The 19088-nt window shown below is 70.2% G+C and carries 18 protein-coding genes and 2 pseudogenes; 15 read left to right on the top strand and 5 right to left on the bottom strand.

The genetic code is table 11. From position 1 onward, the window contains the following. Positions 1–21 precede the first annotated feature (21 nt). The 15 genes from prmC (at position 22) to JS756_RS27335 (ending at position 14132) form a co-directional block, all read left to right on the top strand. Complete coding sequence (prmC, locus tag JS756_RS27265; protein ID WP_205385877.1) at positions 22–867, top strand: peptide chain release factor N(5)-glutamine methyltransferase; 846 nt, start codon at positions 22–24, stop codon at positions 865–867. 52 nt (positions 868–919) lie between these two features. Further along, positions 920–1567, top strand: coding sequence for an L-threonylcarbamoyladenylate synthase (locus JS756_RS27270; protein WP_205385878.1), 648 nt, complete (start codon positions 920–922; stop codon positions 1565–1567). Next, positions 1564–2241 carry an arsenate reductase/protein-tyrosine-phosphatase family protein gene (locus JS756_RS27275; RefSeq protein ID WP_205385879.1) on the top strand — a complete coding sequence of 226 codons (678 nt, stop codon included), beginning with the start codon at positions 1564–1566 and terminating at the stop codon, positions 2239–2241. Before JS756_RS27270 ends, JS756_RS27275 begins: the two co-directional genes overlap by 4 nt. A gap of 430 nt (positions 2242–2671) precedes the next feature. Continuing rightward, on the top strand, positions 2672–3922 hold the full coding sequence (gene glyA / locus JS756_RS27280) for a serine hydroxymethyltransferase (RefSeq protein WP_205385880.1): 1251 nt from the start codon (positions 2672–2674) through the stop codon (positions 3920–3922). A 164-nt stretch (positions 3923–4086) separates the two neighbouring features. Further along, complete coding sequence (locus JS756_RS27285) at positions 4087–5418, top strand: MraY family glycosyltransferase (RefSeq protein ID WP_205385881.1); 1332 nt, start codon at positions 4087–4089, stop codon at positions 5416–5418. Between the two features lie 300 nt (positions 5419–5718). Beyond that, positions 5719–6156, top strand: coding sequence for a Cg1360 family ATP-synthase-associated protein (locus JS756_RS27290; RefSeq protein ID WP_205385882.1), 438 nt, complete (start codon positions 5719–5721; stop codon positions 6154–6156). A 225-nt stretch (positions 6157–6381) separates the two neighbouring features. Next, a complete protein-coding gene (gene atpB / locus JS756_RS27295) occupies positions 6382–7200 on the top strand; it encodes a F0F1 ATP synthase subunit A (protein WP_498063053.1) in 819 nt (272 codons plus the stop codon). A 70-nt stretch (positions 7201–7270) separates the two neighbouring features. Continuing rightward, on the top strand, positions 7271–7507 hold the full coding sequence (locus JS756_RS27300) for an ATP synthase subunit C-like protein (RefSeq protein WP_205385883.1): 237 nt from the start codon (positions 7271–7273) through the stop codon (positions 7505–7507). Between the two features lie 40 nt (positions 7508–7547). Further along, complete coding sequence (locus JS756_RS27305) at positions 7548–8105, top strand: F0F1 ATP synthase subunit B (RefSeq protein WP_205385884.1); 558 nt, start codon at positions 7548–7550, stop codon at positions 8103–8105. Further along, entirely contained in the window at positions 8102–8917 is an 816-nt protein-coding gene (locus JS756_RS27310; protein WP_205385885.1) for a F0F1 ATP synthase subunit delta, read from the top strand. Before JS756_RS27305 ends, JS756_RS27310 begins: the two co-directional genes overlap by 4 nt. 148 nt (positions 8918–9065) lie before the next feature. Further along, complete coding sequence (atpA, locus tag JS756_RS27315) at positions 9066–10655, top strand: F0F1 ATP synthase subunit alpha (RefSeq protein WP_205385886.1); 1590 nt, start codon at positions 9066–9068, stop codon at positions 10653–10655. 21 nt (positions 10656–10676) lie between these two features. Next, positions 10677–11594 carry a F0F1 ATP synthase subunit gamma gene (locus JS756_RS27320; RefSeq protein WP_205385887.1) on the top strand — a complete coding sequence of 306 codons (918 nt, stop codon included), beginning with the start codon at positions 10677–10679 and terminating at the stop codon, positions 11592–11594. Further along, positions 11594–13042, top strand: coding sequence for a F0F1 ATP synthase subunit beta (gene atpD / locus JS756_RS27325; RefSeq protein ID WP_205385888.1), 1449 nt, complete (start codon positions 11594–11596; stop codon positions 13040–13042). Before JS756_RS27320 ends, atpD begins: the two co-directional genes overlap by 1 nt. Before the next feature lie 120 nt (positions 13043–13162). Next, a complete protein-coding gene (locus tag JS756_RS27330; RefSeq protein WP_037680582.1) occupies positions 13163–13537 on the top strand; it encodes a F0F1 ATP synthase subunit epsilon in 375 nt (124 codons plus the stop codon). Positions 13538–13685: 148 nt separating this feature from the next. Continuing rightward, the gene (locus JS756_RS27335; RefSeq protein ID WP_205385889.1) at positions 13686–14132 is read left to right on the top strand and encodes a DUF2550 domain-containing protein; all 447 of its coding nucleotides are present in this window, start codon (positions 13686–13688) and stop codon (positions 14130–14132) included. A gap of 156 nt (positions 14133–14288) precedes the next feature. On the opposite strand, the gene JS756_RS27340 is transcribed toward JS756_RS27335, so the two are convergent. The 5 genes and pseudogenes from JS756_RS27340 to JS756_RS27355 form a co-directional block, all read right to left on the bottom strand. After that, positions 14289–16112, bottom strand: coding sequence for a glycoside hydrolase family 18 chitinase (locus JS756_RS27340; RefSeq protein WP_205385890.1), 1824 nt, complete (start codon positions 16110–16112; stop codon positions 14289–14291). Positions 16113–16227: 115 nt separating this feature from the next. Further along, positions 16228–16865, bottom strand: a pseudogene (locus JS756_RS27345) (response regulator). Continuing rightward, a pseudogene (locus JS756_RS37045) lies at positions 16811–17086 on the bottom strand (ATP-binding protein); the annotation flags it as partial. The pseudogenes JS756_RS37045 and JS756_RS27345, both read right to left, overlap by 55 nt. A 168-nt stretch (positions 17087–17254) precedes the next feature. Then, positions 17255–17827 (bottom strand): cob(I)yrinic acid a,c-diamide adenosyltransferase, encoded by a 573-nt coding sequence (locus JS756_RS27350; RefSeq protein WP_205385891.1) that lies wholly within the window; start codon positions 17825–17827, stop codon positions 17255–17257. 96 nt (positions 17828–17923) lie between these two features. Then, positions 17924–18934, bottom strand: coding sequence for a L,D-transpeptidase family protein (locus JS756_RS27355; RefSeq protein ID WP_307791099.1), 1011 nt, complete (start codon positions 18932–18934; stop codon positions 17924–17926). Positions 18935–19088: the final 154 nt, after the last annotated feature.

Below are 19088 nucleotides of genomic sequence, written 5' to 3' on the forward strand. Positions count from 1 at the left end.
ACCGAGTACCGGAGGACTTGCGTGAACCTGCTGCTCGCAGAGGTGGCCCAGGCCACCCAGCGGCTGGCCGACGCCGGCGTGCCCTCGCCGCGCACCGACGCGGAGGAACTCGCCGCGTTCGTGCACGGCGTGAAGCGGGGCGAGTTGCACTCCGTGCGGGACTCCGACTTCGACGCCCGCTACTGGGAGGTCATCGCCCGGCGTGAGCAGCGCGAGCCGCTGCAGCACATCACCGGGCGGGCCTTCTTCCGCTACCTGGAGCTCCAGGTCGGCCCCGGCGTCTTCGTGCCCCGCCCGGAGACCGAGTCGGTCGTCGGCTGGGCCATAGACGCCGTACGTGCCATGGACGTCGTGGAGCCGTGCATCGTGGACCTGTGCACGGGTTCCGGCGCCATCGCGCTCGCCCTGGCCCAAGAGGTGCCCCGCTCGCGGGTGTACGCCGTCGAGCTGTCCGACGAGGCCCTCCACTGGACCCGCAAGAACGTGGAGGGCTCCCGGGTCGAGTTGCGGCAGGGCGACGCCCGCACCGCCTTCCCGGACCTGGACGGCCAGGTCGACCTGGTCGTCTCCAACCCGCCGTACATCCCGCTCACCGAGTGGGAGTACGTCGCCCCGGAGGCCCGGGACTACGACCCCGACATGGCGCTCTTCTCCGGCGAGGACGGCCTGGACCTCATCCGCGGCCTGGAACGCACCGCGCACCGCCTGCTGCGGCCCGGCGGCGTCGTCGTGATCGAGCACGCCGACACCCAGGGCGGCCAGGTGCCGTGGATCTTCACCGAGGAGAAGGGCTGGGCCGACGCGGCCGACCACCCCGACCTCAACAACCGACCCCGGTTCGCGACCGCCCGCAGGGCGCTGCCGTGACCCCCCACCCGACTTCGACCCCGCAGTACGTGTACGAGGAGGCCCGCTAGTTATGGCACGGCGATACGACACCAACGACGCGACCGACCGCGTGACCGGTCTGCGCGAGGCCGCGTCCGCCGTCCGCCGTGGCGAACTCGTGGTGCTGCCCACGGACACGGTCTACGGCATCGGCGCCGACGCCTTCTCCAAGGAGGCCGTGGGCGATCTGCTCCAGGCCAAGGGCCGCGGCCGGAACATGCCCACGCCCGTCCTGATCGGCTCCCCGAACACGCTGCACGGCCTGGTCACGGACTTCTCCGAGCTGGCCTGGGAGCTGGTCGACGCCTTCTGGCCGGGCGCGCTGACCCTGGTCGCCCGGCACCAGCCGTCGCTGACGTGGGACCTGGGCGAGACCCGCGGCACGGTTGCCGTGCGCATGCCGCTGCACCCGGTCGCCATCGAACTGCTCACGGAGGTCGGCCCGATGGCGGTCTCCTCCGCGAACCTCACCGGCCACCCGGCGCCGGAGAACTGCGACGCCGCCCAGGAGATGCTCGGCGACTCCGTCTCCGTCTACCTCGACGGCGGCCCGACCCCGGGCAACGTCCCCTCCTCCATCGTCGACGTCACCCGCGAGGTGCCGATGCTGCTGCGCGAGGGCGCCCTGTCCGCCGAGGAGCTGCGGAAGGTCGTACCCGACCTCGAGGTGGCGAATTGACGGCCCCCGATGTGGGGCGTGGCATAGGCGGCGGGGAGAGCGGCGCGGAGGAGACGACGACCTTCGGATTTCCGCGTGACACCTTCCGCATCCTCCACGTCAGCACCGGAAACGTGTGCCGCTCGCCCATCACCGAGCGGCTGAACCGCCACTTCGTGACCGAGCGGCTCGGCATCCTGGGCGGCGGCCTCGTCGTGGAGAGCGCCGGCACCTGGGGCCACGAGGGCGCGGCCATGGAGTCCCACGCGGAGACCGTCCTCGCGGAGTTCGGCGCGGACGCCTCCGGCTTCGTGGGCCGGGAACTGCTCGACGAGCACGTCATATGCGCCGACCTGGTCCTGACCGCCACCCGCGACCACCGGGCCCAGGTCATCTCCATGGGCCACTCCGCAGGGCTGCGCACCTTCACCCTGAAGGAGTTCACCCGCCTGGTGAAGGCGATAGATCCGGCCACTCTGCCCCCGCTGGAGGACGGCCTGGTCACGCGCGCCCGCGCCCTGGTCCGCGCCGCCGCCGCGCTCCGCGGGTGGCTGCTGGCTCCCACGGCCGAGGCCGACGAGGTGTACGACCCCTACGGTGCGCCGCTGACCTTCTTCCGCTCGATAGGCGAGGAGATCCACGAGGCCCTGGACCCCGTCGTCACGGCTCTGACGGGGGTCGCGGCCCGGGCGTGAGGACGCCTCCGGGCCCCCCGGCGCCCCGGTGCCGGTCCGTGCCCGGCCGCACGCCCGCGCCACCGGGACGTCCGACTCCCCGCTGCCTGCCTCCGGCTTCCGAGGCAGGACCGACGATCCTCGCCGCCGTCGCCCGCTTGCCCGCGCCCGCCCGGTGACCGCCGCGGGCCCTGCGGCGCTGTGACGGTGCCGTCCCGCCTGCACCCGCCTGCCCGCCGGGCGACGGCGGCCTCGACGGCACCTGCCCGGGTACCGCGCCCGCCGCCGCACCGCCGTCCCTGCACCGCCCGCCGTCCCGCAGCACCGCCACCGGACCGGCCCGGGCCGCCGACGGCGGCCGGCACCCGCGCGGACGCAGGTACCGCGCACCCCACGGACCCCGGACCTACATTGGACGTACGTCACCGTCGACGCACGCCCGGAGCCCACCATGTCGGTCATCCACAGCCTCGACGCCGAGGGCGGGCTCGGGGTCCTGCGCCGGCAGGACCCCGAGCTCGCCGACATCCTGCTCGGCGAGCGCCGTCGGCAGTCGACGACGCTCCAGCTGATCGCCGCGGAGAACTTCACGTCGCCGTCCGTGCTCGCCGCGCTCGGCTCACCGCTCGCCAACAAGTACGCCGAGGGGTACCCGGGCGCCCGCCACCACGGCGGCTGCGAGATCGTCGACGTCGCCGAGCGCATCGCCGTCGACCGGGCGAAGGCCCTGTTCGGCGCCGCCCACGCCAACGTCCAGCCGCACTCCGGGTCCTCCGCCGTGCTCGCCGCGTACGCCGCGCTGCTGCGCCCCGGCGACACCGTCCTGGCCCTCGGGCTGCCGTACGGCGGGCACCTCACCCACGGGTCGCCGGCGAACTTCTCCGGCCGCTGGTTCGACTTCGTCGGCTACGGCGTCGACGCGGAGACCGGGCTCATCGACCACGACCAGGTCCGCACCCTCGCCCGCAGCCACCGCCCCAAGGCGATCGTCTGCGGATCCATCGCCTACCCCCGCCACATCGACCACGCCTTCTTCCGCGAGGTCGCCGACGAGGCGGGCGCCTGTCTCATCGCGGACGCCGCGCACCCCATCGGCCTGGTGGCCGGGGGAGCGGCACCCAACCCGGTGCCGTACGCCGACATCGTCTGCGCCACCACGCACAAGGTGCTGCGCGGTCCGCGCGGCGGGATGATCCTGTGCGGCGGGGAACTGGCCGAACGGGTCGACCGGGCCGTGTTCCCCTTCACCCAGGGCGGCGCCCAGATGCACACGATCGCCGCCAAGGCCGTCGCCTTCGGCGAGGCCGCGACCCCGGCGTTCGCCGCGTACGCCCATCGGGTGGTGGCCAACGCCAAGGTCCTCGCCGCCGCTCTGACGGCCGAGGGGCTCGTCGTCACCACCGGCGGTACCGACACCCACCTGATCACCGCCGACCCGGCACCCCTCGGCCCGGACGGCCGCACCGCCCGCGGCCTGCTCGCCGCCGCCGGCCTGGTCATGGACTGCTGCGCCCTGCCGCACGGCACCGAGCGCGGACTGCGCCTGGGCACCGCGGCACTGACCACCCAGGGCATGGGGGAGAAGGAGATGACATCGGTCGCCGCCCTGCTCGCAGGCGTGCTGCGCGGCGAGATCGACACCCGGCGGGCCCGCGCGGAGGCGCGCGAGCTGGCGGAGCGTTTCCCGCCGTATCCCGGGTGAGCGGGACGGGCGGCGGACGCCCCGTGCGCCGGGTGTGCCGCGTGCGCACAGGCTCCCGTGCAACCATCGTCGCTACCCGGAAGTCCTTCACCATATGCGTCCCCTGTGCGCGCAGTCGCTAGGGTGTGGGGCTGATATGGCCAGCGAGACCTGTGGGGAAGCCCGTGCGTGAATACCTGCTGACGCTCTGCGTCACGGCCGCGGTGACGTATCTGCTGACAGGGCCGGTACGGAAGTTCGCGATCGTGGCCGGGGCGATGCCGGAGATCCGGGCACGTGACGTGCACCGGGAACCCACTCCGCGGCTCGGCGGGATCGCGATGTTCTTCGGCCTGTGCGCGGGGCTGCTGGTCGCCGACCACCTCACCAACCTCAACGAGGTCTTCGAGAAGTCCAACGAACCACGCGCCCTGCTCTCGGGCGCAGCGCTGATCTGGCTGATCGGCGTCCTGGACGACAAGTTCGAGATCGACGCCCTGATCAAGCTGGGCGGGCAGATGATCGCCGCCGGCGTGATGGTCGTGCAGGGTCTGACGATCCTGTGGCTGCCCATCCCGGGCGTCGGCACCGTGGCGCTGACGCAGTGGCAGGGCACCCTGCTGACGGTCGCGCTGGTCGTCATCACGATCAACGCGGTGAACTTCGTCGACGGTCTGGACGGCCTCGCGGCCGGAATGGTGTGCATCGCGGCGGCCGCGTTCTTCATGTACGCCTACCGCATCTGGTACGGCTACAACATCGAGGAGGCCGCCCCGGCGACCCTGTTCGCCGCGGTCCTGATGGGCATGTGCCTGGGCTTCCTGCCGCACAACATGCATCCCGCGCGCATCTTCATGGGCGACTCCGGCTCGATGCTCATCGGGCTCGTGCTGGCGGCGGGCGCCATCTCGGTCACCGGCCAGATCGATCCGGACGTCATGAAGCTGTTCTCCGGGTCCGAGCGGAACTCCGTGCACCAGATGGTGCCGGTCTACATCCCGCTGGTGATGCCGCTCACCATCATCGCGATCCCGGCGGCCGACCTGATCCTGGCGATCGTCCGGCGCACCTGGCGTGGTCAGTCGCCGTTCGCGGCCGACCGGGGGCACCTGCACCACCGCCTGCTGGAGATCGGTCACTCGCACAGCCGCGCGGTGCTGATCATGTACTTCTGGTCGGCGCTGATCGCCTTCGGCGCGCTCGGCTACTCGGTGAACTCCGCCTCGATGTGGATCGTGCTGGGCGTCGTCGTCCTCAGTGCCATCGGTCTGCTGCTGCTCCTGCTGCCGCGCTTCAGGCCGCGCGCTCCGCGCTGGGCGGAGCGCTTCGTGCCGCCGCGGTACCGGCGGCGCCGCAGGGCGGCCGAGCCGGCCGGCTCGGCCGGATCCGCCGACGCCCCGGCCGACCAGGACACCCGCGACCCGGTCGCGGCCGGAGCGGCGTCGGTCAACGGAGCGACCGCTCTCAGCGCCCGTTCGCGCGTCCTGGACCGGGGTAAAGCGGGAACGTCACGCTGACGGCAAGGTAAGAATCTGACGAGAGCATTGCCAAGTCGTGGGGGAGCAAAGCTCCCCAATATCAGACAAATTGGCCCTGTTTCCGCACAGACGCGCAGCTTCACTCTCATGTGTGACACCGGGCACACTCGGCAGGTAAAGACTGCATCAAATAGTTTGTGATACCGTTCACGAGAACCCGGACAGAGTCGAGGGGTCGCAGTGCGACGGCCTCTTGGCCGTGAGGTTTCCACCACTCCGACCGGGACTACGCTCGTCCATGACGACACCCCTGCCCCCTGTGAAAGCGGAGTTGCCGCCATGCCGTCCAAAGACGCCCGGAACCTTGCGCAGTGCGCCGTACCCACGGCCGCTGCCGGTGTGGTCGCCGTCGCCGTCAGCGGCGCGGTGGCCGGAGGCAAGGGCGCTCTGGGAGCCGCCGTCGGCGCACTGCTGGCGATCCTCTTCATGGGGATCGGCCTCTATGTTCTGCAGTGGACGGCAAAAACGCTCCCGCAGATGTTCCAGGCCATGGGGCTGATGCTCTATGTCGCCCAGCTCCTGCTGCTCCTGATCTTCGTCGCCGTCTTCAAGGACACCTCCCTCTTCAATGCCAAGGCATTCGCGGTCTCGCTCGTCGTCGCGACCGTGGTGTGGATGGCCGCGCAGGCCCGGGCGCACATGAAGGCCAAGCTCTTCTATGTCGACCCGGACTCCGCCGAGAGTGACAAGTCCGAGAAGTCGGGGCCGTCGTCGTGAGGGGTAGGGGCGGGATAAGGGCCTGTGAGATCTCCTGCTATCGTCCGGTGCCAACTGCGGCATCGCGGGCGCGGGCATCCGAGCTGACGCCTGTTCGAACGCGAGGCTCGATGCCCTCCAGCCGCCCCCACATCCGTTACACCTGTCCGGTGCCGATCCGCGGCCGTGTGCCGCGCCGACACAACGAGGTTGCCGTACCCATGCGTCACGCCGAAGGAGCCCGCGGTGAGTGCTGACCAGACCCAGCTCGCCTTCGACTGGAGTTGCCGGATCATGTCCGACAACGGGTGCGGCTTCCCGGCTCCGGGCCTGCACTCGTTCCTGTTCCAGCCGATGTTCACGGTCGGCGGATACGAATTCAACAAGGTGATGCTGCTCGCGCTCGTCACCACTCTCGTCGTCGTCACCTTCTTCTGGGCCGCCTTCGGCAAGGCCAAGGTCGTCCCGGGGAAGTTGCAGATGGTCGGCGAGGCCGGCTACGACTTCGTGCGCCGCGGCATCGTCTACGAGACGCTCGGCAAGCGCGAGGGTGAGAAGTGGGTGCCGTTCATGGTCTCCCTCTTCTTCTTCATCTGGATCATGAACATCTGGTCCGTGATCCCGCTGGCCCAGTTCCCGGTCGCCTCGGTCTTCTCCTTCCCGCTCGTGCTGGCCCTCGTCGTGTGGGTCCTCTGGGTCGGGCTGACCTTCAAGCGCCACGGCTTCGTCGGCTTCTTCAAGAACATCACGGGCTACGACAAGTCGCTCGGCGCGGTGCTGCCGCTCGTCATGGTCATCGAGTTCTTCTCGAATCTGCTCGTCCGCCCGTTCACGCACGCGGTGCGACTGTTCGCCAACATGTTCGCCGGTCACCTGATGCTGGTGATGTTCACCGTCGCCTCCTGGTACCTGCTGAACAGCTGGATGATCCCGGCCGCCGGTGTCTCCTTCGTGATGACGATGGCCATGATCGTCTTCGAGCTCTTCGTCCAGGCCGTCCAGGCGTACGTCTTCGTCCTGCTGGCCTGCTCCTACATTCAGGGCGCTCTCGCCGAGCACCACTGAGCCCCTCCCCCACCCCCTGGTCGTCCGGTGGTCAACCCCCACCGGTCCGTAAAGAAAAGGAAGATTCAGCATGGCTGCCACTGAGACCCTCGCCGCTGTCTCCGGTTCCATCGGTTCCGTCGGTTACGGCCTCTCGGCCATCGGCCCCGGCATCGGCGTCGGCATCATCTTCGGCAACGGCACCCAGGCCCTGGCCCGCCAGCCCGAGGCCGCCGGCCTGATCCGTGCCAACCAGATCCTCGGCTTCGCGTTCTGTGAGGCGCTCGCCCTCATCGGCATCGTTATGCCGTTCGTGTTCGGTCAGTAATACCTACTTACCGCTACACGCATCGACGAAAGGCACTGATGTGATCGCCAACCTGGCACAGCTGGCGGCCGAGGAGAAGCAGAACCCGCTCATCCCGGCCGGCCCCGAGCTGCTCGTCGGCACCATCGCCTTCGCCATCGTGTTCTTCTTCTTCTGGAAGAAGCTGCTTCCGAACATCAACAAGGTTCTGGAGGAGCGCCGAGCGGCGATCGAAGGCGGCATCGAAGAGGCCGAGGCCATGAAGGTCGAGGCCCAGAGCGTCCTTGAGCAGTACAAGGCTCAGCTCGCCGAGGCTCGGCACGAGGCCGCGCGTCTGCGCCAGGAGGCGCAGGAGCAGGGTGCCACGCTCATCGCCGAGATGCGGGCCGAGGGCCAGCGGCAGCGCGAGGAGATCGTCGCCGCCGGTCACGCGCAGATCGAGGCCGACCGCAAGGTCGCCGCGTCCTCGCTGCGTCAGGACGTCGGCAAGCTCGCCACCGACCTGGCCGGCAAGCTCGTCGGTGAGTCCCTGGAGGACCACGCCCGCCAGAGCCGCGTCATCGACCGCTTCCTCGACGAGATCGAGGACAAGGCGACGAAGGCCGAGGCCGCGCGATGAACGGAGCGAGCCGCGAGGCACTGGCAGCCGCCCGTGAGCGTCTCGACGCCCTCACGGACAACACGGCGGCCGACGCGGCGCAGCTCGCCGACGAGCTGGCGGCCGTCACCGCGCTGCTCGACCGCGAGGTGTCGCTGCGTCGGGTCCTGACCGACCCGGCGCAGGCCGGCGAGGCCAAGGCCGAGCTGGTCCAGCGTCTGCTCGGCACCCAGGTCGGCGGCGCGACCGCCGACCTGGTGGCCGGAATGGTGCGCTCCCGCTGGTCGCAGTCCCGCGACCTGGTGGACGCGCTGGAGGAGCTGGCGAGCACCGCCGACTTCACGGCGGCGCAGAAGAGCGGCACGCTCGACGACGTCGAGGACGAGCTGTTCCGGTTCGGCCGGATCGTCTCCTCCTCCACCGAGCTGCGCGCCGCCCTCACCGACCGCAAGGCCGGCACGTCCGCCAAGAAGGAGCTGCTGCGCACCCTTCTCGGCGGCAAGGCCAAGCCGACCACCGAGCGTCTGGTCACGCGCCTCGTGACCGCGCCGCGGGGACGTAGCCTGGAGGCAGGACTCGAGTCCCTGTCGAAGCTGGCTGCCGAGCGCCGGGACCGCATGGTCGCCGTCGTCACCTCGGCGGTGCCGCTGAGCGACACGCAGAAGCAGCGCCTGGGCGCGGCCCTGGCGAAGCTCTACGGCCGCCGGATGCACCTCAACCTCGACGTGGACCCCGAGGTCCTCGGCGGGATCCGCGTGCAGGTCGGTGACGAGGTCATCAACGGCTCCCTCGCGGACCGCATCGCGGACGCCGAGCGCCGGATGGCCAGCTGACCGCTTCGCGCGAGGCACGGCAACTGAACACGCAGTACGTACTTACGGCCCTGGTTGGGCCGTGCAGAGGATTCACCTCCTGACGGGGGGTGTCCCCCATACCCCCCAAGTGAAACTTCGGGCCCAACAAGGAGAGCAGGGAACCCAGATGGCGGAGCTCACGATCCGGCCGGAGGAGATCCGGGACGCACTGGAGACCTTCGTCCAGTCGTACAAGCCGGACGCGGCCTCGCGCGAGGAGGTCGGTACGGTCACCCTTGCCGGCGACGGCATCGCGAAGATCGAGGGCCTGCCCTCGGCCATGGCCAACGAACTGCTGAAGTTCGAGGACGGCACCCTCGGCCTCGCCCTCAACCTCGAGGAGCGCGAGATCGGTGCGATCGTCCTCGGTGAGTTCAGCGGCATCGAGGAGGGGCAGCCGGTCACCCGCACCGGCGAGGTTCTCTCCGTGGCCGTCGGCGAGGGCTACCTCGGCCGCGTCGTCGACCCCCTCGGCAACCCGATCGACGGCCTCGGCGAGATCGAGACCAGCGGTCGTCGCGCCCTCGAGCTGCAGGCCCCCACGGTCATGCAGCGCAAGTCGGTGCACGAGCCGATGGAGACCGGCTACAAGGCCGTCGACGCGATGACCCCGATCGGCCGTGGCCAGCGTCAGCTGGTCATCGGTGACCGCCAGACCGGCAAGACCGCCCTGGCCGTCGACACGATCATCAACCAGCGTGACAACTGGCGCACCGGCGACCCGAACAAGCAGGTCCGCTGCATCTACGTCGCCATCGGCCAGAAGGGCTCCACCATCGCGTCGGTCCGCCGCGCGCTGGAGGAGAACGGCGCGCTGGAGTACACGACCATCGTCGCCGCCCCGGCGTCCGACCCGGCCGGCTTCAAGTACCTGGCCCCGTACACCGGCTCGGCCATCGGCCAGCAGTGGATGTACGAGGGCAAGCACGTCCTGATCATCTTCGACGACCTGTCGAAGCAGGCCGACGCCTACCGCGCCGTGTCGCTGCTGCTGCGCCGCCCGCCGGGCCGTGAGGCCTACCCGGGTGACGTCTTCTACCTGCACTCCCGTCTGCTGGAGCGCTGCGCCAAGCTCTCCGACGAGATGGGCGCCGGTTCGATGACCGGTCTGCCGATCGTCGAGACCAAGGCCAACGACGTCTCGGCGTTCATCCCGACCAACGTCATCTCCATCACCGACGGCCAGTGCTTCCTGGAGTCGGACCTGTTCAACGCCGGTCAGCGCCCCGCGCTGAACGTCGGCATCTCCGTCTCCCGAGTCGGTGGTTCCGCGCAGCACAAGGCGATGAAGCAGGTTTCGGGCCGTCTCCGCGTGGACCTCGCCCAGTTCCGTGAGCTGGAGGCGTTCGCCGCCTTCGGTTCCGACCTGGACGCCGCGTCGAAGGCGCAGCTGGAGCGCGGCCAGCGCATGGTCGAGCTGCTGAAGCAGGCCCAGTACCAGCCGATGTCGACCGAGGACCAGGTCGTCTCGGTGTGGGCCGGCACCACCGGCAAGATGGACGACGTCCCCGTCGCCGACATCCGCCGCTTCGAGAAGGAGCTGCTGGAGTACCTGCACCGCAAGGAGCAGGGCCTCATGACCTCCATCAAGGAGGGCGGCAAGATGTCGGACGACACCCTCACCGCTGTCGCCGACGCGATCGCCGACTTCAAGAAGCAGTTCGAGACCTCGGACGGCAAGCTTCTCGGCGAGGACGCCCCGGCCGCCGCCAAGTGACGTAAGGAAGGGACCTGACTCATGGGAGCTCAGCTCCGGGTCTACAAGCGTCGCATCCGATCCGTCACCGCGACCAAGAAGATCACCAAGGCGATGGAGATGATCGCCGCCTCGCGCGTCGTCAAGGCGCAGCGCAAGGTGGCGGCCTCCACGCCGTACGCGACCGAGCTCACCCGCGCGGTGACGGCGGTGGGTGCCGGCTCGAACACCAAGCACCCGCTGACCACGCAGGCCGAGACGGTCACCCGGTCCGCGGTCCTGCTGCTGACGAGCGACCGTGGTCTCGCCGGTGCCTTCAACTCCAACGCCATCAAGGCGGCGGAGCAGCTGACCGAGCGCCTGGAGCGCGAGGGCAAGCAGGTCGACACGTACATCGTCGGCCGGCGCGGTCTGGCCCACTACAACTTCCGCGAGCGCAAGGTCGCGGAGTCGTGGACGGGCTTCACGGACGAGCCGACGTACGCGGACGCCAAGAAGGTCGCGGCACCGCTCATCGAGGCCATCGAGAAGGACACCGCCGACGGCGGCGTGGACGAGCTCCACATCGTCTTCACCGAGTTCGTCTCGATGATGACGCAGCAGGCGCTCGACGACCGTCTGCTGCCCCTCAGCCTCGAAGAGGTCGCCAAGGAGGCCGCCCCCAAGGGCGAGATCCTCCCGCTGTACGACTTCGAGCCCTCGGCGGAGGACGTCCTCGACGCCCTGCTGCCGCGCTACGTGGAGAGCCGCATCTACAACGCGCTGCTCCAGTCGGCCGCCTCCAAGCACGCCGCCACGCGGCGCGCGATGAAGTCGGCCACCGACAACGCCGGAGAGCTCATCGAGACCCTCTCCCGGCTTGCCAACGCGGCCCGCCAGGCCGAAATCACCCAGGAAATCAGCGAGATCGTCGGTGGCGCGAGCGCCCTGGCCGACGCGACCGCGGGGAGTGACAACTAATGACCACCACTGTTGAGCCGACCGCTCCTGCTGGCGTGGCCACTGGCCGCGTCGCGCGGGTCATCGGCCCGGTCGTCGACGTGGAGTTCCCCGTCGACGCGATGCCGGACATCTACAACGCCCTTCACGTCGACGTGGCCGACCCGGCCAACGCGGGCGAGAAGAAGACGCTGACCCTGGAGGTCGCCCAGCACCTGGGTGACGGCCTGGTCCGCACGATCTCCATGCAGCCGACCGACGGTCTGGTCCGCCAGGCCACGGTCACCGACACGGGCACGGGCATCACCGTCCCGGTCGGCGACTTCACCAAGGGCAAGGTGTTCAACACCCTCGGTGAGGTGCTGAACGTCGACGAGTCCTACGAGGGCGAGCGCTGGTCCATCCACCGCAAGGCCCCGAACTTCGACGAGCTCGAGTCGAAGACCGAGATGTTCGAGACCGGCGTCAAGGTCATCGACCTTCTCACCCCGTACGTCAAGGGTGGAAAGATCGGTCTGTTCGGTGGTGCCGGCGTCGGCAAGACGGTGCTCATCCAGGAGATGATCTACCGCGTCGCCAACAACCACGACGGTGTCTCCGTGTTCGCCGGTGTCGGTGAGCGCACCCGTGAGGGCAACGACCTCATCGAGGAGATGTCGGAGTCGGGCGTCATCGACAAGACCGCGCTGGTCTTCGGTCAGATGGACGAGCCCCCGGGCACCCGTCTGCGCGTCGCGCTGGCCGGCCTGACGATGGCCGAGTACTTCCGTGACGTCCAGAAGCAGGACGTGCTGTTCTTCATCGACAACATCTTCCGCTTCACGCAGGCCGGTTCCGAGGTCTCGACCCTGCTCGGCCGCATGCCCTCCGCGGTGGGCTACCAGCCGAACCTGGCCGACGAGATGGGCCTCCTCCAGGAGCGCATCACCTCGACGCGTGGTCACTCGATCACCTCGATGCAGGCGATCTACGTCCCCGCGGACGACCTGACCGACCCGGCCCCGGCCACCACGTTCGCCCACCTCGACGCGACGACGGTTCTCTCCCGTCCGATCTCCGAGAAGGGCATCTACCCGGCCGTGGACCCGCTGGACTCCACGTCCCGGATCCTGGACCCGCGGTACATCGCGCAGGACCACTACGACGCCGCCATGCGCGTCAAGAACATCCTGCAGAAGTACAAGGACCTCCAGGACATCATCGCGATCCTCGGTATCGACGAGCTCGGCGAGGAGGACAAGCTCGTCGTCCACCGTGCCCGTCGCGTGGAGCGCTTCCTGTCCCAGAACACCCACGTCGCCAAGCAGTTCACCGGCGTGGACGGTTCGGACGTGCCGCTGGACGAGTCGATCACCGCGTTCAACGCGATCTGCGACGGCGAGTTCGACCACTTCCCGGAGCAGGCGTTCTTCATGTGCGGTGGTCTCGAGGACCTGAAGAAGAACGCGAAGGAGCTCGGCGTCTCCTGACGCCGGTTCCCCGTGTGACGGGTGTGAGGGGGCGGGCACGTCCCGCCCCCTCTCCCACGCCTACTAGACTTGTAACCCACACCCGGCACTCCCGCCGGGTGGTGACCCGAGGAGCCACCCTTGGCTGCTGAGCTGCACGTCGCGCTGGTCGCGGCCGACCGAGAGGTCTGGTCCGGCGAGGCCACCCTGGTCGTCGCGCGCACCACGTCCGGCGACATCGGCGTCATGCCCGGTCACCAGCCGCTGCTCGGTGTGCTGGAGTCGGGCCCGGTGACCATCCGGACGAGCGACGGTGGAACCGTCGTCGCCGCGGTGCACGGCGGTTTCGTGTCGTTCGCCGACAACAAGCTGTCGCTGCTGGCCGAGATCGCCGAGCTGTCGGACGAGATCGACGTCCAGCGCGTCGAGCGGGAGCTCGAGCGCGCGAAGGCGGAGGGCGATGCCGCCGCCGAGCGCCGCGCGGACGTACGACTGCGTGCGGCGGCGGCGCGCTGAACCCAGCGCGCGCAGGATGACCCACTTCAGCCGCGGCCGGCACCGGAGCGATCCGGAGCCGGCCGCGGCTGAGGCAGATCTGGATGTTTTTTCCGTTCCGTTACCTGTTCCGCAGGCTGAACCCGAGAGACGAGGAGGTCGGTAGTCGATGGTCCTCGCTCTGTCTGTGTGCGGAATCGTCGTCGCCCTCGTGGTGCTGGGACTGTTCGTCTTCGGTCTGCGTCGCAGACTCATCCAGCGCTCCGGCGGTACGTTCGACTGCTCCCTGCGCTGGGACGTCCCCGAGCATCCCGACACCGGCGGCAAGGGCTGGAGCTACGGCGTGGCCCGCTACAGCGGCGACCGTGTGGCGTGGTTCCGGGTCTTCTCCTACGCACCCAGGCCGCGGCGCATCCTGGAGCGTTCCTCGATCGAGGTGGCCGGACGCCGCCTGCCCGAGGGCGAGGAGGAACTCGCGCTGCTCTCCGACGCGGTGATCCTCGCCTGCCGCCATCGGGGCACCCGCCTGGAGCTGGCCATGAGCGAGGACGCGCTGACCGGTTTCCTGGCGTGGCTGGAGGCGGCCCCGCCCGGCCAGCGGGTGAACGTGGCATAGGACCGTGCGAAGGGCCCGGTGCGAAGATCCCGTCCGCTCCACCCCGCGGGGTGGAGGGGGGACGACGCACCGGGCCCTTCGCCGTCTTCGGCGGGCCGGTGACGGGGGCTCCCCCCGGACTCGGCCCGGGGGGAGCGTGTTCCGGCGCGGCCTGCCCTACGACAGGCCGTTGCTGATCGCGTTCACGAGTTCACCGTTGCTGGTGTCTCCGCTGAACTCCCAGAAGAACGCACCGCCCAGGCCCTGGTTCCTGGCCCAGGTCATCTTCGAGGCGATGGTGGCGGGGGTGTCGTACGACCACCAGTTGCTGCCGCAGTGCGCGTACGCCGTGCCGGCGACGGCGCCGGTGGCCGGGCAGGAGGACTTGAGGACCTTGTAGTCCTCGATGCCCTGCTCGTACGTGCCGGCCGCGGGGCCGGTGGCGGTGCCGCCGGGGGCGTCCTGGGTGACGCCGGTCCAGCCGCGTCCGTAGAAGCCGATGCCGATCAGGAGCTTCTTCGCGGGCACGCCGATCGCCTTGTACGCGGCCATCGCGTCGGCGGTGGTGAAGCCCGCCTTCGGGATGCCGGAGTACGAGGTGAGCGGGGAGTGCGGGGCGGTCGGGCCCTTGGCGTCCCAGGCACCGAAGAAGTCGTACGTCATCACGTTGTACCAGTCGACGTACTGGGCGGCGCCCGCGTAGTCCGCGGCCTCGATCTTGCCGCCGGCCGAGCCGTCGGCGGTGACCGCGGCGGTGACCAGGTTGTTCGAGCCGAACTTGGCGCGCAGGGCGGACATCAGGTTCTTGAAGGCGGCGTTGCCGCTGGTGTCACAGCTCAGGCCGCAGGCGTTCGGGTACTCCCAGTCGATGTCGATGCCGTCGAAGACGTCGGCCCAGCGCGGGTCCTCGACCAGGTCGTAGCAGGACTGGGCGAAGGCAGCCGGGTTCTGGGCAGCCGCCCCGAAGCCACCGGACCAGGTCCAGCCGCCGAAGGACCACAGCACCTTGATGTGGGGGTACTTGGCCTTCAGCTCGCGCAGCTGGTTGAAGTTGCCTCGCAGCGGCTGGTCCCAGGTGTCGGCGACGCCGCTGACGGACTGGTCGGCGGTGAAGGCCTTGTCGTAGTCGGCGTAGGAGTCGCCGATGGCGCACTTGCCGTTGGTGACGTTGCCGAAGGCGTAGTTGATGTGGGTGATCTTCGCGGCCGAGCCGGACGTCACGAGGTTCTTGACGTTGTAGTTGCGGCCGTAGATGCCCCACTCGGTGAAGTAGCCGAGCTTGACGGTGTCGCCGCTGGGCGGGGGAGTGGTGCCGCCGCCGGTGGTGTGGACGGCGACCGAGCCGCTGACCGGGCCGGTCTGGTCGGCGGTGTCACGGGCCTGGACGGTGTAGGAGTAGTCCGTGCCGGCGGTGAGGCCGTTGTCGGTGTACGAGGTCGTCGTGACCGTGGCAACCGTGGCGCCGTCGCGCAGGACGTCGTAGTTCTTGATGCCGTTGTCGTCGGTGGCCGCGCCCCAGCTGAGCGTCACCGAGGTGTCGGTGACGCCGGAGGCGGTCGGCGTGCCGGGGGCGGAGGGGGCGGTGTCGCCGGGGACGGTGGTGCCGTCGCAGCCGCCGCCGTTGAGCTTGCAGTGGGACGGAGAGCCGCTGCCGGCGCCGTTGAAACCGAAGCTGACGGAGGCACCGGGGGCGATGGAGCCGTTGTAGGACTTGTTCTTGGCGGTCCAGTGGGTGCCGGAAGAGGTGACGTCGGCGTCCCAGGCGGAGGTCACGGAGGTGCCGGAGGGGAAGTCCCACTCGATCGTCCACGAGCTGATGGCGGCGGTGCCGGTGTTCTTGACCGTCCACTGCGCGCCGAAACCGGTACCCCAGTCCTGGGTCTTGGTGTAGGTGGCGGTGGCGTTCGTGGCGGCCTCGGCGTTGCTCGCGAGGCCGACGAGGCCGGCCAGGGGCAGCAACAGGGTCGCGAATCCGGCCGCGGCCCGGTGTCTGAAGCGCATGTGCGCCTCCTCGGGGGTGTCAGGGGCATGACTGAGCCTTCACGCCCACGGTGCCGCGAGAATAGAAAGGTCTGGACCATAGGTCAATAGGTCTGGACCACTGCTCCTGGTGGTTTCAGATCCCCAACTCCTGTGCCAGCACCGCCGCTTGCACCCGACTACGCAGCCCCAGCTTCCCCGGCAACCGGCTGACGTGCGTCTTCACGGTCGCCTCCGCCATGCACAGGTGCTCAGCGATCTCCGCGTTCGACAGCCCCTCCCCGAGGCGGCCGAGGACCTGCCGTTCCCGCCGTGTGAGACCGTCGAGGACCGCCGGATCGGCCCGGGACTCCCGCACCGGCCTCGCCGCGAACTCCGCCAGCAGCCGCCGGGTGACGGCCGGGGCGACGGTGCCCTCGCCGCGCGCCACCGTCCGCACCGCCTCGATGAGGTCCTTCGCCTCGGCGTCCTTCAGCAGGAACCCGGCCGCGCCCGCCCGCAGCGGCCCGAACACATATGCGTCGAGGTCGAACGTGGTCAGCACCAGCACGTCGGCAAGCCGCTCGTCCACCACCTGCCGCGTCGCCGACACTCCGTCCAGAAGCGGCATCTGAACGTCCATCAGCACCAGTCCGGCCGCAGCTCCCGGGCCGGTGCCACCGCCTCCCGCCCGTCCGCGGCCTCCCCGACCACGTCGATGCCGGGCGCGCTGCGCAGGATCAGCACCAGCCCGGCGCGGACCGCGGACCGGTCCTCGGCGACGAGGACGCGGATCGTGGGGGATCTCCTTCCGTCAAGGACAGTTCGGCGCGCACGGCCCACAACGCGCCCTCCGGTCCGGCGCCGAAACTCCCGCCCAGCAGGGCGGCCCGCTCGCGCATGCCCACGAGCCCGGCGCCGGATCCCGGTGCGCGGGGAGCGCCGCGACCGTCGTAGCGACTGGTGACCCGCACCCGCAGGGCGCCGTCGTGCCGTTCGACGCCGACGCGGACCGGCGCGTGCGCGCTGCTCCAGGGCGCCATCGGGTACGTCGGCGAGGGGGACGCCTCGTCCCTGCGCTCCGTCCGCGCCCTGGCGCTGCGGATCGTCGTGATCCAACGGGCTGATCGCGCTGACCTACGTCATCCGGCCGAAGAAGGCGCCCGCCGGGACGGCGGAACGGCTCAGCGCTCCCCGCCCGGCACCCACAGCACGTCCCCGACCTCCTTGTTGGCGATCCGGGCGAGAATGAACAGCAGGTCCGACAGGCGGTTGAGGTAGGTCGCCGTCAGCGGGTTCATGGTCTCGCCGTGCACCTCCAGTGCGGCCCAGGTGGACCGCTCGGCCCGGCGCACCACCGTGCAGGCCTGATGGAGCAGGGCCGCGCCCGGGGTGCCCCCGGGCAGGATGAAGGAGCGCAGCTTCTCCAACTGCTCGTTGAAGCGGTCGCAGTCCGCCTCCAGGCGGTCGATGTAGAACTGCTCCACCCGCAGCGGCGGGAACTCGGGGTTCTCCACCACCGGGGTGGACAGGTCGGCGCCCACGTCGAACAGGTCGTTCTGGACCCGGGTGAGGACAGCGGAGACCTCCTCGCCCAGCCCGCCGAGGGCGAGCGCGGTACCGATCACCGCGTTCGCCTCGTTCGCGTCGGCGTACGCGGCGATCCGCAGGTCGGTCTTGGGTACGCGGCTCATGTCGCCGAGGGCGGTCGTGCCCTGGTCGCCGGTCCGGGTGTAGATACGCGTCAGATTGACCATGGGCCCAGCGTAGTGAGGCCGAGGGCGGTCCGGGGCGCCCGTGTGCCCACCGTCACGAGAGGCCACCGCGCCCCCGCCGGGCGCACGGGGCGTGCGTCAGCCGATGGCGATGCGCGGATGGGTGCCGGGCTTGATCCAGGACATGATCCGGTCCATCGTCGCGCGCGGCACGGACACGCAACCGGCTGTCGCACCGCTGCCGTTGACGTGGAGGAAGATCCCGGCTCCCCGGCCCGGGACGGCCGGCCACCGGTTGAAGTCGATGACCAGGGCCTTGGCGTACTGCGTGGTGTAGTTGATCAGGTGCTCGCTGCCGCGGTCGCCGGCCTCGGTGAGCGGGAAGTCGGCGCCCGCCTCACCGTGCATGGAGTTGTAGTACTTCGACTCCGGGTCCTCCACCCACCAGTCGTCCGAGGTGACCTGGTGGTACGGCATGCTCGTGCCGCCCGCCTCGATGCCGAACCCCTCGGTGATGGTGTACGTCCCGGACGGCGTGGTGTACGTCCCCTGCTGTCGGGTGGCACCGTCGGTGACGCCGCGGGAGCCGACGCGCCCGGCGCTCGTGCTGAACTGGGCCTTCCAGCCGGAGGAGCCCTTGGCCCAGGCCGTGACGGTGGCGTAGGAACCGGCGGCCTCGACGGTGATGAGCTGCGTGGCGTCACCGACCTGGACCGGTACAGGGAAGTCGGGGGTGCCGGCGGTGCCGCCCGAGGCCTGCTGCGTCGCGGTGCCGGAGTTCGAACCGGAGCCGGACGACGTCGCCGTGCTCCCGGCCGCGCCGCCGCCCGTCCCCCCGGAGCCCGCGGCGCCGGACGCGCTCGCGCCCGGCGCGGCGCTCCCGCTCGGCGCTGTGGACGTCGAGGACGACGCGGACGGGGACGCCGATGCGGAGGCGGACGCGGAGGCGGACGCGGAGGCGCTCACGGTGGCGCTCGGTGGCGCGCTCGACGCGGCCGTGGCGCCGCCGGAGTCCGCCGCCACGGGTTCGGCCGCGCCGTCGCCCCCGCCCGACCCGCAGCCGGAGGCCAGGAGGAGCGCCCCGCCGGCCGCCGCCGCGACGAGCAGTCTGCGGGTGTGAACGGACAGGGCAGAGGTGTCGGGCAGCACGAGGGAACCCTTCGTCGGGTGCGGAGTCAGGACCGGGCGGCGGGGCGCGACCGGCACGCGTCGCCGCGGAGGCGGCACGGCCCGCCAAGCCGGCGTCGTTATACAACAGCGAGTCATCGCGTCGCGACCGGTGGGACAATTCGTGCGAACCGTC

This window comes from Streptomyces actuosus, assembly GCF_016921115.1.
In the GTDB taxonomy this organism is placed as follows: domain Bacteria; phylum Actinomycetota; class Actinomycetes; order Streptomycetales; family Streptomycetaceae; genus Streptomyces; species Streptomyces actuosus_A.